The 13,142-nt window shown below is 61.5% G+C and carries 14 protein-coding genes and 1 tRNA gene; 5 read left to right on the top strand and 10 right to left on the bottom strand.

All coding sequences use genetic code 11. From position 1 onward, the window contains the following. Positions 1–4 precede the first annotated feature (4 nt). Entirely contained in the window at positions 5–1,681 is a 1,677-nt protein-coding gene (locus tag SMD27_RS22985; protein ID WP_320510795.1) for a Na/Pi cotransporter family protein, read from the top strand. Between the two features lie 63 nt (positions 1,682–1,744). On the opposite strand, the gene radC is transcribed toward SMD27_RS22985, so the two are convergent. The 3 genes from radC to sfsA form a co-directional block, all read right to left on the bottom strand. Continuing rightward, positions 1,745–2,515 (bottom strand): RadC family protein, encoded by a 771-nt coding sequence (gene radC, locus SMD27_RS22980; protein WP_320510794.1) that lies wholly within the window; start codon positions 2,513–2,515, stop codon positions 1,745–1,747. Positions 2,516–2,525: 10 nt separating this feature from the next. After that, a complete protein-coding gene (gene map, locus SMD27_RS22975; RefSeq protein ID WP_320510793.1) occupies positions 2,526–3,350 on the bottom strand; it encodes a type I methionyl aminopeptidase in 825 nt (274 codons plus the stop codon). 207 nt (positions 3,351–3,557) lie between these two features. Then, on the bottom strand, positions 3,558–4,337 hold the full coding sequence (sfsA, locus tag SMD27_RS22970; protein WP_320510792.1) for a DNA/RNA nuclease SfsA: 780 nt from the start codon (positions 4,335–4,337) through the stop codon (positions 3,558–3,560). Positions 4,338–4,428: 91 nt separating this feature from the next. Between sfsA and SMD27_RS22965 the strand changes: the two genes are divergently transcribed. Then, positions 4,429–4,764, top strand: a complete 336-nt coding sequence (locus tag SMD27_RS22965) for a hypothetical protein (RefSeq protein ID WP_320510791.1) — start codon at positions 4,429–4,431, stop codon at positions 4,762–4,764. A 26-nt stretch (positions 4,765–4,790) separates the two neighbouring features. Next, complete coding sequence (locus SMD27_RS22960; RefSeq protein WP_320510790.1) at positions 4,791–5,576, top strand: competence/damage-inducible protein A; 786 nt, start codon at positions 4,791–4,793, stop codon at positions 5,574–5,576. Between the two features lie 16 nt (positions 5,577–5,592). Here SMD27_RS22960 and rnk read toward each other — a convergent pair whose 3' ends face one another. Next, a complete protein-coding gene (gene rnk, locus SMD27_RS22955) occupies positions 5,593–6,006 on the bottom strand; it encodes a nucleoside diphosphate kinase regulator (RefSeq protein WP_320510789.1) in 414 nt (137 codons plus the stop codon). Between the two features lie 313 nt (positions 6,007–6,319). On the opposite strand from rnk, the gene SMD27_RS22950 reads away from it, so the two are divergent. Continuing rightward, a tRNA-Leu gene (locus SMD27_RS22950) sits at positions 6,320–6,408 on the top strand. 105 nt (positions 6,409–6,513) lie between these two features. Here the strand turns inward: SMD27_RS22950 and SMD27_RS22945 are convergent. From SMD27_RS22945 to SMD27_RS22930, 4 genes are read right to left on the bottom strand one after another with little or no spacing between them, the layout of a single operon-like run. After that, positions 6,514–6,759 (bottom strand): MoaD/ThiS family protein, encoded by a 246-nt coding sequence (locus tag SMD27_RS22945; RefSeq protein ID WP_320510788.1) that lies wholly within the window; start codon positions 6,757–6,759, stop codon positions 6,514–6,516. 4 nt (positions 6,760–6,763) lie between these two features. Beyond that, complete coding sequence (locus tag SMD27_RS22940; protein WP_320510787.1) at positions 6,764–9,040, bottom strand: xanthine dehydrogenase family protein molybdopterin-binding subunit; 2,277 nt, start codon at positions 9,038–9,040, stop codon at positions 6,764–6,766. Positions 9,041–9,042: 2 nt separating this feature from the next. Beyond that, positions 9,043–9,543 (bottom strand): (2Fe-2S)-binding protein, encoded by a 501-nt coding sequence (locus SMD27_RS22935; RefSeq protein ID WP_320510786.1) that lies wholly within the window; start codon positions 9,541–9,543, stop codon positions 9,043–9,045. Next, a complete protein-coding gene (locus SMD27_RS22930) occupies positions 9,543–10,403 on the bottom strand; it encodes an FAD binding domain-containing protein (protein ID WP_320510785.1) in 861 nt (286 codons plus the stop codon). The genes SMD27_RS22935 and SMD27_RS22930 overlap by 1 nt, the downstream gene beginning before the upstream one ends. 1,109 nt (positions 10,404–11,512) lie before the next feature. Here SMD27_RS22930 and SMD27_RS22925 point away from each other — a divergent pair. Next, the gene (locus SMD27_RS22925; RefSeq protein ID WP_320510784.1) at positions 11,513–11,695 is read left to right on the top strand and encodes a hypothetical protein; all 183 of its coding nucleotides are present in this window, start codon (positions 11,513–11,515) and stop codon (positions 11,693–11,695) included. Between the two features lie 205 nt (positions 11,696–11,900). Here the strand turns inward: SMD27_RS22925 and SMD27_RS22920 are convergent, their stop codons facing one another. Together SMD27_RS22920 and SMD27_RS22915 are read right to left on the bottom strand one after the other, a co-directional pair. Next, entirely contained in the window at positions 11,901–12,260 is a 360-nt protein-coding gene (locus SMD27_RS22920) for a hypothetical protein (RefSeq protein ID WP_320510783.1), read from the bottom strand. 205 nt (positions 12,261–12,465) lie between these two features. Continuing rightward, positions 12,466–12,678 (bottom strand): hypothetical protein, encoded by a 213-nt coding sequence (locus SMD27_RS22915; RefSeq protein WP_320510782.1) that lies wholly within the window; start codon positions 12,676–12,678, stop codon positions 12,466–12,468. Positions 12,679–13,142: the final 464 nt, after the last annotated feature.

Below are 13,142 nucleotides of genomic sequence, written 5' to 3'. Positions count from 1 at the left end.
GTCCTTGGAGACGACAGTCGCTATTGCCGGCGGAATAGGCTTTTTCCTTCTGGGCATGGCCGTCATGACGGATGGCCTCAAGGCGCTCGCCGGCTCGTCGCTCCGCGTCGTCCTGGCGAAAGCGGCCGCGACCTCATTAAGCGGCACGTTCTGGGGCGCCGTTGTCACGCTTCTCGTACAATCCTCCAGTGCCACGACCATGACCACGATCGGACTGGTCAGCGCGGGGTTGCTGACCTTCCAGCAAGGCTTGAGTCTGGTGTTCGGCGCGAATATCGGGACCACCGGAACGGGATGGCTGGTGGCGCTCCTGGGTGTCAGGATCTCCCTCACCGCCTATGCGCTGCCGATCATCTTCGTCGGCGCGTTGCTCAAGCTGATGGGAAAGGGGCGGTGGGCGGCCAGCGGTGCGGCAATTGCGGGTTTCGCGCTGATCCTGGTCGGTCTCACGACGCTGCAGCAGGGAATGAGCGGGCTGGCCGAGCAGCTCAACCCGGCAGACCTTCCGGCCATACTTGGCGAGCCTGGCGTTCCGTGGTGGTCGGGCGCGCTGGGCGTGCTGGCGCTGGTCGCCACTGGCATCGTCATGACGACCGTCATGCAGTCGTCGACTGCCGCGACCACGATTACCATCTCGGCACTCTATGCCGGCGCGATTAACCTGGATCAGGCCATGGCGTTGGTCATTGGGCAGAACATCGGGACATCAACCAGTTCGGCGATGGCGGCGATCGGTGCGAGCAGCACAGCGAAGCGATTGGCTGTGGCCTATGTCGCCTTCAAGCTCATCGCCGCCCTGGTCGCGCTCGTTGTCTTTCCGGTGGTCGTCCGGCTGATGTTGCGCGCCTCGGAGAGTGTCGACCCGGTGACGCTGGTGGCGGCCTATCACACCGCCTACAATGTGATCGGTGTCGCAATCCTGCTCCCGCTGATCGGGCCGTTTACCAGGGTCATCGAGCGGATCGTGCCGGAACGGGTTTCCGACTTTGCCCGGTCTCTGGACCCCGCTGCGCTCGCCGCCGCCCCAACCGTGGCGATCGAGGCTGTACGCCGTACCGTCGCCCGCATACTCGACGCTCTGTGTTCCTCGAAAAATGGGGCCGCCGACAGTGCCATGATCCGCGAAGCCTCCGCTGCCCTGCACGAAGCCCGGGCTTTCCTGTCGAAGGTGACCGAGCCCCTGGTGTCCGAGCAGGAACAACGGTGGCTCATCAGCACCGTGCATGCCCTGGACCACACCGTCCGACTGGCCGAGGTGACCCAGGAAAGCGCACGGATCGATGTGACGCTCGACAGCCCGGACGAGCGGCGTGCCGTAAAGCTGCACGCCGAGGCCATGCAAAGCGTGGCTGCGGCCGCCGGTGCCCAGGCATCCGCCCTGGCGCCCGAAGCGCTGCCGCTCGATGCAGATCCCTCAGATGCGGATCCCTCCGATGTGACAGTGGCCGGTATGAAGCCCGGTAATGCCTCTGAAATCCAGCCTATAGAGCGTCTGGCGCGCTGTGCGCAGGAGCTGGCGGATCTGCGACTTGAGCACCGTCGCCTGACGCTGGATTCGGTCGCTTCCGGCAGGCTGACCGCGGGCGATGCCATCGCCCGTGTCGAGGCGGTCCGCATGCTTGACCGGCGGGCACATCACGCTTGGCGCGCAACTGCCCATCTTGCCGCCGCCGTTGCCTGAGTCGGTGGCCGGATGTCCGGGAGAACCGCGTGATGCCGTTGCGAAACGGTGGCCGTCAGTTCGTCAGTTCATCAGGCCCAGGCTCCGCAGACTCGCATGGCCTTCCTTGCCGATAATCAAATGGTCGTGGAGCTTGATGCCGACCACCTCAAGTGCCTTGCGCACTTCGCGGGTCACGGCGATGTCGTCGCGCGACGGCGAGGGATCGCCCGTTGGATGGTTATGGACGAGGATGACTGCGAGAGCACCATATTCCAAAGCGCGGGTCACGACCTCGCGCACATAGACGGGCGCATGATTGACCGTGCCGATATTCTGGATCTCGTCGGCGATCAAGCGATTCCTGCCGTCCAGGAAGAGCAAGCGGAATTGCTCGACCTTTTCCTGCGACATCACCGAATGGCAGTAATCCAGCAATTGCCGCCAGGAGCCGAGAATGGGCCGGTTCAAGACTTCCTGACGCAACATCAGCTGGGCTGCTGCCTGGACGATCTTGATCATGGAAATCGCCGATTCACCGATGCCGTCGAGTTGCTTTAAGGCCGTGGGATCGGCGGCGATGACGCCGGCGAAACTGCCGAAGCGGGCGATCAGTTGCTTGGCCAGCGGCTTGACATCGCGGCGCGGGATTGCCTGCATCAGCACCAGCTCCAGCACCTCGTAATCGGCAAGCGCGCTGGGACCGACACCCAGCAGCTTCTGGCGCAGCCGGTCGCGATGGCCGTGATAATGCGGCTTCGGTGAGGGCGGTAGGCGGCGCTCTTCGCCGTCGCGTATCTCAGCGTCGTTTTCCAGCGGCAAGCTGGCGGGGATCGTCGGCTCGCGCTGCGACACGGGTATGGGCTCAGTTGTTATATGGCGGCTTATCCCAACCCTGGGGTGACAGGGTGAAAATCTCGCAGCCGGTCTCGGTCACGGCGACTGAATGCTCGAATTGCGCCGAAAGCTTCTTGTCACGGGTGACCGCAGTCCAGCCGTCTTCCAGGATCTTCACGTCATAACGGCCGGCATTGATCATCGGCTCGACGGTAAAGAACATGCCAGGCTTCAGCACCGGCCCGGTTCCCTTGCGGCCGAAATGCAGGATGCTCGGCGAATCATGGAACACCCGGCCCAGGCCATGGCCGCAGAAGTCGCGCACGACGGAGAAACCCTGTTTCTCGGCAAAGGTTTGAATCGCGTAGCCGATATCGCCCACCGTATTGCCGGGCTTCACTTCGGCGATGCCCAGCATCATCGCTTCATAAGTGACATCGACCAGTTTCTTCGCCTGCACACCCACCTTGCCCAGCAGGAACATCCGGCTGGTATCGCCATGCCAGCCATCTAAAATGGTGGTGATGTCGATATTGAGGATATCACCTTCGCCCAGTTTCTTCGGACCCGGAATGCCGTGGCAGACGACGTGATTGATGGAGGTGCAGATCGAGCGAGGGAAGCCCCGATAGTTCAGTGGCGCCGGAATGGCCCCATGATCGACGATGAAACCATGGCACAGGCGATCGAGCTCATCCGTCGTCACGCCCGGGACCACATGGGGCGTGATGAAGTCCAGCGTCTCGGCGGCCAGTTTGCCAGCCTTGCGCATGCCATCGAAGGCGGCCGCGTCATGGATCTTGATCTTTCGATTGTCGTCGACCCATTCGTCGGCGACATCCTGCTTCTGCATTGTCATCAGTCCTTGAAACCCGATTTTGGAATAGCATAAAGCGCTGCACCGGCGGCGCAACCTTCCTGTGCGCCGCCTCGCGGCCTGGTATTATGCTGCCACCGTCGATATGGGAAGTATATCCCGCTTTTCCAGGCCGGTATGGCAGCTTCCCGCCGCTTCGAGGCGTGCAGTTCCCGCCGCCTCGGCGTGTAAATTCGTCTTGCTTCAATGGATTAGTCGCCGGCTCTTCGCCCGGCCGAAGGCGGTCGGGCAGGTGAGTTCGATCGTAACGGGACCTGCCAGTTCGATTCCTTCGGGACCGATATCGCAGGCATAAGCAAGGATTTCGATGCTGGGCGCCACGGCTTGCAAAGCGGCAACATAGCCGGGATCGATATCTTGGGCGAAACGGAGCGACCGGCAATCATCCCGCTGCAGGAGAAAAAGCAGCACGGCCCGCTTGCCCTGTTGGGCCAGGCGGGCCAGTTCCTGCAAATGCCGGGCGCCCCGGGCAGTGCGGGCATCGGGAAATTCGGCAAGGCCGGGCCGGCGGCTCAGGGTGACGCTTTTCACCTCAACGAAACAATCGCCTCGTTCCTCATCGTGGAGATGAAAGTCGAGCCGGGATTCTGTCCCGGTCCTGACCTCCTGCCTCAGCCTTACTTCACGGCGGGTTTCCGCATAGCCGCGCAAGGCAGGGATGCGGCTGGCTGCCAGCGCCTCGGCAACAATACCGTTCGCGAGATTGGTGTTGATGCCGACAAAATGCGGACGCGGCGTGGTGCCGCCGAATTCCACCAATTCCCAGCCATAGGGCAGCTTGCGGGCAGTGCCACGGTGATCGCTGAGCCAGCAGGTCAAGCCGGGCTCTGCCAGCCCCATCATCGAGCCGGGATTGGGACAATGGGCGGTGACTTCGGTGCCGTCCGCCAGGCGGATATCGGCCAGGAAGCGTTTATAGCGGCGAATCAGGGTGGCGCGAAGAAGCGGCGCGGAAAAACGCATGCGGCAACATCCGGTTGATCGTCGTGGCGACATAGTTGCAACAACCGCCGCTTCACGGCAAGTTAAGCACCGATTCATGAGAGGTCCGACCATGCGGCAACGAAGCAAATTCTTGGCCTTGGGGGCAGTCGCGGCGGTGGCGGTGCTGACTGCCTGCTCCAGCACATCGCACCAGGCGGTTTGGACCAAGAATAACGGCAACCCCGATCAGCGTGATCGCGACCAGCGGGGCTGCGAGGCCTATGCGAAGAGCCAGACCAAGGTGGATAGCGGCATCGACCAGGACCGTGCCGTGATGGGCGGCGGCACCAATAGCGGCCTCAATCCGACCTTGAACGAGAATATCAACGCTTATTCGACTCAGAAACGCTATGACAACCTGGTCAATAGCTGCATGACCGATCTCGGCTATCGAGCCGTAAAGTGACGATGTAACAAGGCGATGTGATCATCATGACGGCTGCTCTCTCAACTGCACCACAACCGCGTATCGTCACCGCCGCCGTTCTGGTGATCGGCAATGAAATCCTGTCGGGCCGAACCAAGGATGCCAATCTCAACTATCTCGCAATCGCGCTGACCGAGATCGGCATCCGCCTGATGGAAGCGCGCGTGGTGCCGGATATCGAGGCGACCATCATCGCCGCGGTGAACGAACTGCGCGCTCGTTACGATTACGTTTTTACCACCGGCGGAATAGGGCCGACGCATGACGACATCACCGCAGCCAGTATCGCCAAGGCCTTCGGTCTGAAGCTGATCCGCGATGAACGGGCTGTCGATCTGCTGACCCGGCAATATGGCGGGCCGGAACATCTCACCGAAGCGCGGCTGCGCATGGCCCATGTGCCCGAGGGCGCGGTGCTGATCGACAATCCGGTCAGCGCCGCCCCGGGATTCCAGATCGGCAATGTCTACGTGCTGGCCGGCGTGCCGCGAATCTGTCAGGCGATGTTCGACGGCTTGAAGGGGCGGCTGCAAGGCGGTGACAAGGTGCTGTCGGTGACGGTGAGCGCCCATATCGGCGAAGGTGTCATCGCCAAAGATCTCGGCCTGCTGCAGGATCGCTACAGCGATCTCGATATCGGTTCCTATCCTTATTTCCGCCAGGGCCGCTACGGCGCCAGTTTCGTCATGCGCGGGACGCAGCAAGCGAGACTGGAAGCGGCAGCGGTCGAGTTGCGGGATATCATCCGCCGGCTGGGCGCCGAACCGATCGACGGCGAGCCGGCGGCCTGATCGCTGGCCGGTCTGACTAAGACGCTGTATGCACAGGCAGGCGCGCGACTTTCAAAATGGTCAATCGGCGCTCCTCCCCGCTGCGGGTATGCCAGTCTATCGACTGACCCTCGCTCAGGCCGATCAAGGCAGCGCCCACCGGCGTCAGGATCGACAGGCGATCATCCTCTCCATGCGCCTGATCGGGATAGACCAGTTGCTTGTGATGAACATCGCCGGTCATATCGTCGCGGAAGGTCACATCCGCCCCCATCACCACGAGCTTCTCCGGCAAGTCTTCCTTCGGGGCGACCTTGGCCCGGTCCAACTCTTCCGATAAATAGGCCGCCACGTCCGGCTGGCTGCGCTCGATCGCCGCGATGAGATTGTCGAGCCGTTCAAAATCGGTGCTGCTCAGGGTGATAGGTGGGCGTTGGACGCTCTGGGTCATGACGTAAGTCTCCCTCGACGACGAATTATTTGGACTTTTTGAATAGGTGAGGTGGTAGGAGAGGCCCCGGCGGGCGATAATCAGTCGCGTCGAGCCGCCGGGGCAACGCTGTCCAGTCGCGGACACGCCCCATGCATCATCTGAAGATTGGCAGGCAAGAACTGCATCATCAGTGAGATGTGGCAGCTCGCTCGCCCAGTTTCAAGAGCGGCGCGGGTCAAAGCTGGACGGGCTCCAAAGAGGATGATAGAGGATCGGCGGACGACTTATATGGCCGTCCACCGGCCCTTCCGGCCGGTGCCCCGCCTCGCAGGCCCGCTTGGTGGAATTGGTAGACACAAGGGACTTAAAATCCCTCGGAAGGAAACTTCTGTGCCGGTTCGAGTCCGGCAGCGGGCACCATTCACGCCGGTCTTGATATTACTCAATCCACGGACTGCTTTGGCGCGGGAGACTCTCCACCCGGCGACGATGTCATGCGCGGATCATAAACGCGCACACGGTCAGTCAACCACCCGTCATGCGGGGCAGGAGATAGACTTCGGTTTCCGGTTTCAACGGCTGCAGCCAGCCTTCGCGATAGATAAGTCCGTCGATCGAGACAGAGACGCCGCGCTTGATGGTGGGCTGCAGGCCCGGATAGGTTTCACCTAGCCGGGCCAGCAGTTCCATCACATTGCGTGCCTCGATTTCGACCGTGGCCTGGCCACCGGTTTGGCTCCTGAGCGAGCCCCAGACGGTGACCCTGGCCATGGAGTTACGAGGCTTTCGCCAGGTTCGCCGTTTCCAGCGCCTTCAGGAGGCGGGGCGGCGAGATCGGCAGTTCGGTCATGCGCACGCCGACCGCGTTCGACACGGCATTGGCGACGGCGGCCAACGGCGGGACGATCGAGGTCTCGCCGACGCCGCGGACACCATAAGGATGGCCCGGATTGGGAATTTCCAGGATCTTCGTATCGATCATCGGCAGGTCCGAGCAGACCGGGATGCGGTAATCGAGGAAGCCGGCATTCTGCAACCGGCCATCCTTGCCGTAGATATATTCCTCATTCAGCGCCCAGCCGATGCCCTGGACGGCGCCGCCCTGGAACTGGCCCTCGACATAGGAGGGATGAACCGCCTTGCCGGCATCCTGCAGCACGGTATAGCGCACCACGCGGGCTGCCCCGGTCTCAGGATCCACCTCGACATCGCAGATATGCGTGGCGAAGCTGACACCCGCGCCATCGGCCGAATATTCGTGATGGCCAGCGATCGGACCGCCGGTCGCGCCGGACGCCGCGGCAATTTCCTTCAGCGAGAGCGGCGGGAAATTGCCGGCATTGGCGCCGGCCGGTTTGGCATAGCCCTTTTCCCAGGTCACCGCCTCTTCGGGAATGCCCCACATCATGGCAGCGCGCTGGCAGAGCTTCTTGATCGCATCTCGCGCCGCGAGGATGCAGGCCATGCCAGTGGCGAAGGTCGTGCGGCTGCCGTCCGTGACATCGTTGTAACCGAGGGAGCTGGTATCGGCGATGATCGCCCGCACATGCCCATAGGGAATGCCGAGCTCTTCCGCCGTCATCAGGCACATCGAGGCGCGCGAGCCGCCGATATCGGGCGAACCGACCGAGATCGTGACGGTGCCATCCACCGGGATGTTGAGGCTGACGCAGGACTGGCCGCCGAAATTGAACCAGAAACCCGCCGCCATGCCGCGGCCTTGATTGGGGCCGAGGGGCGCCTTGAAATGCGGGTGCTTGCGGGCTTCTTCCAGGGTCGCAAGCAGGCCGATCGGCCCATAGACCGGGCCATAGGAGGAGCGGGTGCCTTCGCGCGCCGCATTCTTGATGCGGAAATCGATTGGCTCAATGCCGACCTTATGCGCCAGTTCCTCGATCACGCTCTCGACCGCGAAATTGGCCATCGGCGCGCCGGGAGCGCGGTAAGCCGCCTGCTTGGGGCGATTGGTGACGACGTCATAGGCGATCGTGCGCACGTTATCGAGATGATACTGCGCGAAAGCACTCATCGCGCCGAATTCCGCCGGCGAACCGGGGAAGGCGCCGCCCTGATAGCGCAAGGTCGCATCGGCAGCGGTGATCAGACCGTCCTTGGTGACGCCGATCTTCACGTCGATCGACGCACTGGAGGTCGGGCCGGTGCATTTGAAGACCTCGTCGCGGCTCATCACCAGCTTCACCGGGCGATTGGCCTTGCGCGACAAGGCCAGGGCCACCGGTTCCAGGAAGACCGTGGTCTTGCCGCCGAAGCCGCCGCCGATCTCCGACGCGGTAACGCGCAGCTTGGAAATCTCCAGGCCGAGCAACCGCGCGCAGTAATCGCGCACCATGAAGTGGCCCTGGGTGCAAACCCAAAGCTCGCCGCTGCCATCGGGCGAAACATTGGCGAGGCAGGCATGAGGCTCGATATAGCCTTGATGCGTGGCTTCCGTCTTGAAGCTGCGTTCGACGATGATATCGGCCTTGGCGAAACCATCTTCGACATCGCCATGGCCGAATTCATACCGCCGCGCGACATTGGACGGCTTCTTCGGCTTCTCGGGCAGGCCTTCGGTGAAAAGCTTCGGATGCAGTACCGGTGCATTCGGCTTCATCGCCTCATCGACATCGGTGACATGCGGCAGGATTTCGTAATCCACCTTGATCAGCTTAAGCGCCTGTTTCGCAACGGCGGCGCTGACGGCGGCAACGGCGGCGACGGTATGGCCCTCATAAAGAGCCTTATCCCGCGCCATGATATTGGTGAGGATGTCGAAGAGGCCGCTATCGCCATCGGTCTTGTCGGGGAAATCTGCCCGTGTCACCACGGCTTTGACCCCGGCAAGTTTCTCCGCTTTGGAGGTGTCGATGTTCTTGATCCGGGCATGGGCATGCGGCGACCGCAGGATCCGGCCGACGAGCTGGCCCGGGGCGACGGCATCGGCGCCGAATTTGGCGCGGCCGGTCACTTTGTCGAAACCGTCCTGGCGATCGGGGCGGGTGCCGACCAGCTTGAACTTGCGGATATTATCGGAGGGATTGTCGAGCGGCATGGTCAGGCCACCTTCTGCTGGATTTTTTTCGCGCTATTCATTTCTTCGGCGGCCGCCTGGACGGCGCGCACGATCTTGTCATAGCCGGTGCAGCGGCAGAGATTGCCGGCGAGGCCGAAGCGGATCTCGGTTTCGCTCGGCGTGGGATTGCGGTCGAGCAATGCTTTGGCTGCGACCAGGAAACCCGGTGTGCAGATGCCGCATTGCAGAGCGGCATGCTCGATGAACTTCTTCTGCAAGGGGTGCAGTTCATCGCCTTTGGCCATGCCTTCGATGGTGCCGATATCGAGGCCATCGACCTCAGCACCCAGAACCAGGCAGGAACAGGTGAGGCGGCCATCGATTGTGACGCTGCAGGCGCCGCAATCGCCGGTGCCGCAGCCTTCCTTGGCGCCGGTCAGGCCAAGGCGGTTGCGCAAGACATCGAGCAGGCTCTCATCGGGTTCGCAGACGAATTGGATTTCATCGCCGTTGATCCTGGTGGTGACATGAACGCCGGACATTACTTTCCTCCCGCGCGCTGGCGCGCAATGATAGCGGCGCGGCGCGCGAGCACGCCGGCGACTTTGATACGAAATTCGCGCGTGCCGCGCTTGTCGTCGATCGGGCTGCAGGCGGCCGAACAGGCTTCGGCCATCTTATCCAACGCAGCCTCTTCCATCTTTGTGCCGATCAGCGCCTTGGCTGCTTCCGGCACCAGGCGGACAGTCGGCGCAACGGCGCCGAGGGCGACACGCGCCTTGGTGACGACACCTTTGCCATCCAGCGTCACGCTGACGCCAACGCCGACCACGGCAATATCCATCTCGCTGCGCGGGATGAAACGCAGGTAAGCATCGCCGGATTTCGGCGGCCGCTTGGGCAGGATGATGCTCTCGACGATCTCGCCCTTCTTCAGCGAGGTCTTGCCGGGACCAACCGGAATCTCCTCCACGGCCACCCTGCGCTTGCCCTTCGGCCCGACGATGACCGCCTTGGCGCCGGCGGCAACCAGAGCCGGCACGCTATCGGCAGCGGGAGAGGCATTGCACAGATTGCCGGTCATGGTGCAGCGTCCCTGCACTTGCTTCGAGCCAATCAGATTGGCGGCTTCGACCACACCTGGCCAAGCCTTCTTTAACGCCTTGTGCTCGCTGAGTTCGGCGCCCGAAACCGCGGCGCCGATGACGAAACCCGATTCGGTCTTCTTGATCTCTCTCGATCCGTTGATGCGCTTGACATCAACCACCAGATCCGGCTCGACGAAGCCGGTCCGCATGCGCACCAGAAGATCGGTGCCCCCAGCCAGGATAAAGGCCTGGCCCTTTTCCTTGGCCAGCAGCTCGGCCGCTGCCTTGAAGGAGGTCGGACGCTCATATCTCATTCGTTATGTTTCCCAGATATTGAGTTGATCGCGGATAAATAGCTGAAAAGGAAGGATAATTTTCGTAACTTCCAGCATCTCATGGCCGCTGCTCCGACAAAGATCCGGCGCGGCCCAGCTTGGGCTGTCGGCTTGAAAATGGAGGGAAGGGTCGGGCCATGATGATCGAGGTGTTTCAGCAAAATAGTTGATTGAATGTTTGGCGGAATTCTAGGCGGAGAGCTCTTGCCTTGGCAAGCGCGGCCGCCTGTGACCCGAAATCAAAGTGCCTCATTCTCGCTTCGCGGCCACGGGAAGACGTCCGGTGTGATACCGCTTGGATGAGGCAGCGCGCATATCAGTCGGCGGGATGCGTCCAGCAGAGTCCCTATCGGACCGATCCGGTCCGCATCGCGCCGTCTCGAAAATCAGCTGACATGAGGCTGAGGCACTATCGAACCGATATGGTGGACTGCGACACCGCGTAGCTGCGAAGACGCTTCGATTGTCCGCTCCGAGATAGTCCGTTCATTGTTGTCTAGCGCATAGAAGCAACGGAACCAAGACGAGCGGCATCGTGTTGACGGGCATGGCCAAGGTGCTGCCTTACCAAAGTGCAGCGGCAGACGCGCATGCACTGTTGGATGCGATCCTGGCGACCGGCGATGTTCACCCCCCTTTTTGCATGCCCCCTTCGTGCTTGGGTTCCTGTTTTACTATATCCACGCCCTCGGTGCGAACTGGAGAAAAACCGGGCGAATACGGCAATATGCCCTTCCGCTACATCCAGCTCTGTGGCCACAAGGACGTATCGATGTGATGAAGCGTACAGTGGCGTTTAAGACGTCATCAATGCCAGGAAGCAGGTACTCGTGACGAAGCTCCGGCTGCAAAAGGATATGGAGACCGGCTTGGCTGATGTGGAACGTGCCTACTTTCTTGAAACGATTTCCTCGAGAAATGTTCGTCGGCATGTAAAAGGATGGAAGATCCCATAATGTCCGGTAGAGCAAAAAGCTTGGTCGCGCCCATCGCGCGGCTGCAGGTAAACATGCAGCTCTTCGCTTGGGCCAGCGCGCCCGACCAAAACCGCTTCCGGGAATTTGTGCCATCTAGGAAGGAGAGTTCTCATGACGCGTAGAAAGTTCGCGCTGCTGGCCGCCTGCATCGCTTTCATCGCCGCCTGTGATAAAGACGCAACCCAACGAGCCCTGGAAAAGCAGCAGAATGCAAACGAGCGCAATGGTATAGACCCTGGTCATGGAGGAGGTGGCGGTCTTGGCGATGGAGGTGGTGGCGGTCTCGGCCGGTAAGGAGGCCCCCTGATCGCGACATCGCTTAAGTGGGGCCTCCTCGTATTCCTCGTTCAAATGCCCCGGTCTATTGCAGTGATTGCGTCAAGCGAGACAGTTTGGCTGTCGGCTTCCGGCCTCCCATGAGGAAACGTGGTTCGATACTCCATCGATGGCCGGGCAAAAAAGAGCCGCCTCGTGGCGGCTCTTGGGAAGGAGATCAGCCTTAGTCGCCGCCGCCGCTTGAGCCGCCGCTACTTGAACCGCCGCCGGAGCTTCCGCCGCCGGACGCGCCGCCCGATGTGCCGCCGGCACCACCGGAAGTCCCGCCGGCACCGCCGGATGTTCCGCCGGCGCCGGAAGTTCCACCGCCTGATACGCCGCCGGAGTTATTCGAGCCACTGTTTTCGCCGGCACCGCCGCCCTGCGTGCCGCCGCCCGTAGCGTCGGGTACATTGGTCGTGCCGGTGGTTGTCGGCGGTTGCGGATTGGTGCCCTCAGTGGTGTTGTTGCTTTGAGCGATGCTGCTGCCGGCCGATGCAAAGATCAGGCAGGTCGCAGCGAACGCGACTGTAGCAAGTTTCATAGGTACCTCCTCGTGTTGCTATGCCAAAGAAAACAGCAGAGGCGGCAACTGTTCCGTCGCTCCTGATTGTGTGAGCGGCGCATTGACTTTCTACAATCGGTTGGTTGCGCTTAAGCGAGACGAAGGCGAGAGGGGCGGCAAAAAAAGGCGGAGTAGATCACTCCGCCTAGTATAGGTCGCTGTACGGCGATTGCGATGAACTCAGTTACCGCTCTTTGTCTTTCTGCTTTTCTCGACCGACACGGACTTGATCCTGGTGTTGAGCACGCTCCCGATCTGTCTTGGGTTCTGGCGGCGTCGCTTTCTCCCCGCCTTGCAACTGATCGGGGTGCTGTGCTTGATTCTGCCCTTGATCAGGACGTTTGCCCTGAACTTTATGGCTGCTCTGATTTTGGTTTGGCTGCTTGTTTTGAGTCATTGAGGAATCCTCTTCGGAAGTTCAGCGCGAATGTTAAGCGCCGAGCGCGGGCGAAGGTTCCGGTATCAACGGGGCGAGCTGGCAGATATATATTACTGCTGTCCATGCAGAATTGCTGGGCGCGGGTCAAGCTGACACCGGCAGCTTGGCCCAAGGGTCCTTTCATGGTCGTGGTGGTTGGGTCCAGGGCGGCGGGAAACACAGGCGCCGCGTGACAGTCGTCGCACTATCGCACGGGCTGCTTGTACGCGGATCGAATGATTCGCTGTATCCATAGTGGTAATGACTATGGGGATGGGGAGGATCATGGAAGCGGACCGGCGCCATGGCATGCAGGACGAGACCGGCGGCCAAAGAGGCGCAGCCGGGTTTTCCGAAGGGTTAAGCGGCTCCGGCTTTGGCTGAACCGGGTTCTGGCGGCGCATTCCGAGGTCGGCGATCCGGCGGTCTTCGACAATGATGTG

The sequence above is a fragment of the Dongia soli genome, from assembly GCF_034044715.1.
Lineage (GTDB): Bacteria > Pseudomonadota > Alphaproteobacteria > Dongiales > Dongiaceae > Dongia_B > Dongia_B soli.
Note: the sequence above shows the minus strand (reverse complement) of the source record. Positions and strands in the feature narration are given on the sequence as shown.

Coding starts and splice junctions, on each gene's coding strand:
- SMD27_RS22930 (WP_320510785.1), bottom strand. CDS start 10,403: ATGAGATATGAGCGTCCGACCTCCTTCAAGGCAGCGGCCGAGCTGCTG.
- SMD27_RS22925 (WP_320510784.1), top strand. CDS start 11,513: ATGACGCGTAGAAAGTTCGCGCTGCTGGCCGCCTGCATCGCTTTCATC.
- rnk (WP_320510789.1), bottom strand. CDS start 6,006: ATGACCCAGAGCGTCCAACGCCCACCTATCACCCTGAGCAGCACCGAT.
- SMD27_RS22940 (WP_320510787.1), bottom strand. CDS start 9,040: ATGCCGCTCGACAATCCCTCCGATAATATCCGCAAGTTCAAGCTGGTC.
- SMD27_RS22965 (WP_320510791.1), top strand. CDS start 4,429: ATGCGGCAACGAAGCAAATTCTTGGCCTTGGGGGCAGTCGCGGCGGTG.
- SMD27_RS22935 (WP_320510786.1), bottom strand. CDS start 9,543: ATGTCCGGCGTTCATGTCACCACCAGGATCAACGGCGATGAAATCCAA.
- SMD27_RS22920 (WP_320510783.1), bottom strand. CDS start 12,260: ATGAAACTTGCTACAGTCGCGTTCGCTGCGACCTGCCTGATCTTTGCA.
- SMD27_RS22915 (WP_320510782.1), bottom strand. CDS start 12,678: ATGACTCAAAACAAGCAGCCAAACCAAAATCAGAGCAGCCATAAAGTT.
- map (WP_320510793.1), bottom strand. CDS start 3,350: ATGCAGAAGCAGGATGTCGCCGACGAATGGGTCGACGACAATCGAAAG.
- SMD27_RS22945 (WP_320510788.1), bottom strand. CDS start 6,759: ATGGCCAGGGTCACCGTCTGGGGCTCGCTCAGGAGCCAAACCGGTGGC.
- SMD27_RS22960 (WP_320510790.1), top strand. CDS start 4,791: ATGACGGCTGCTCTCTCAACTGCACCACAACCGCGTATCGTCACCGCC.
- sfsA (WP_320510792.1), bottom strand. CDS start 4,337: ATGCGTTTTTCCGCGCCGCTTCTTCGCGCCACCCTGATTCGCCGCTAT.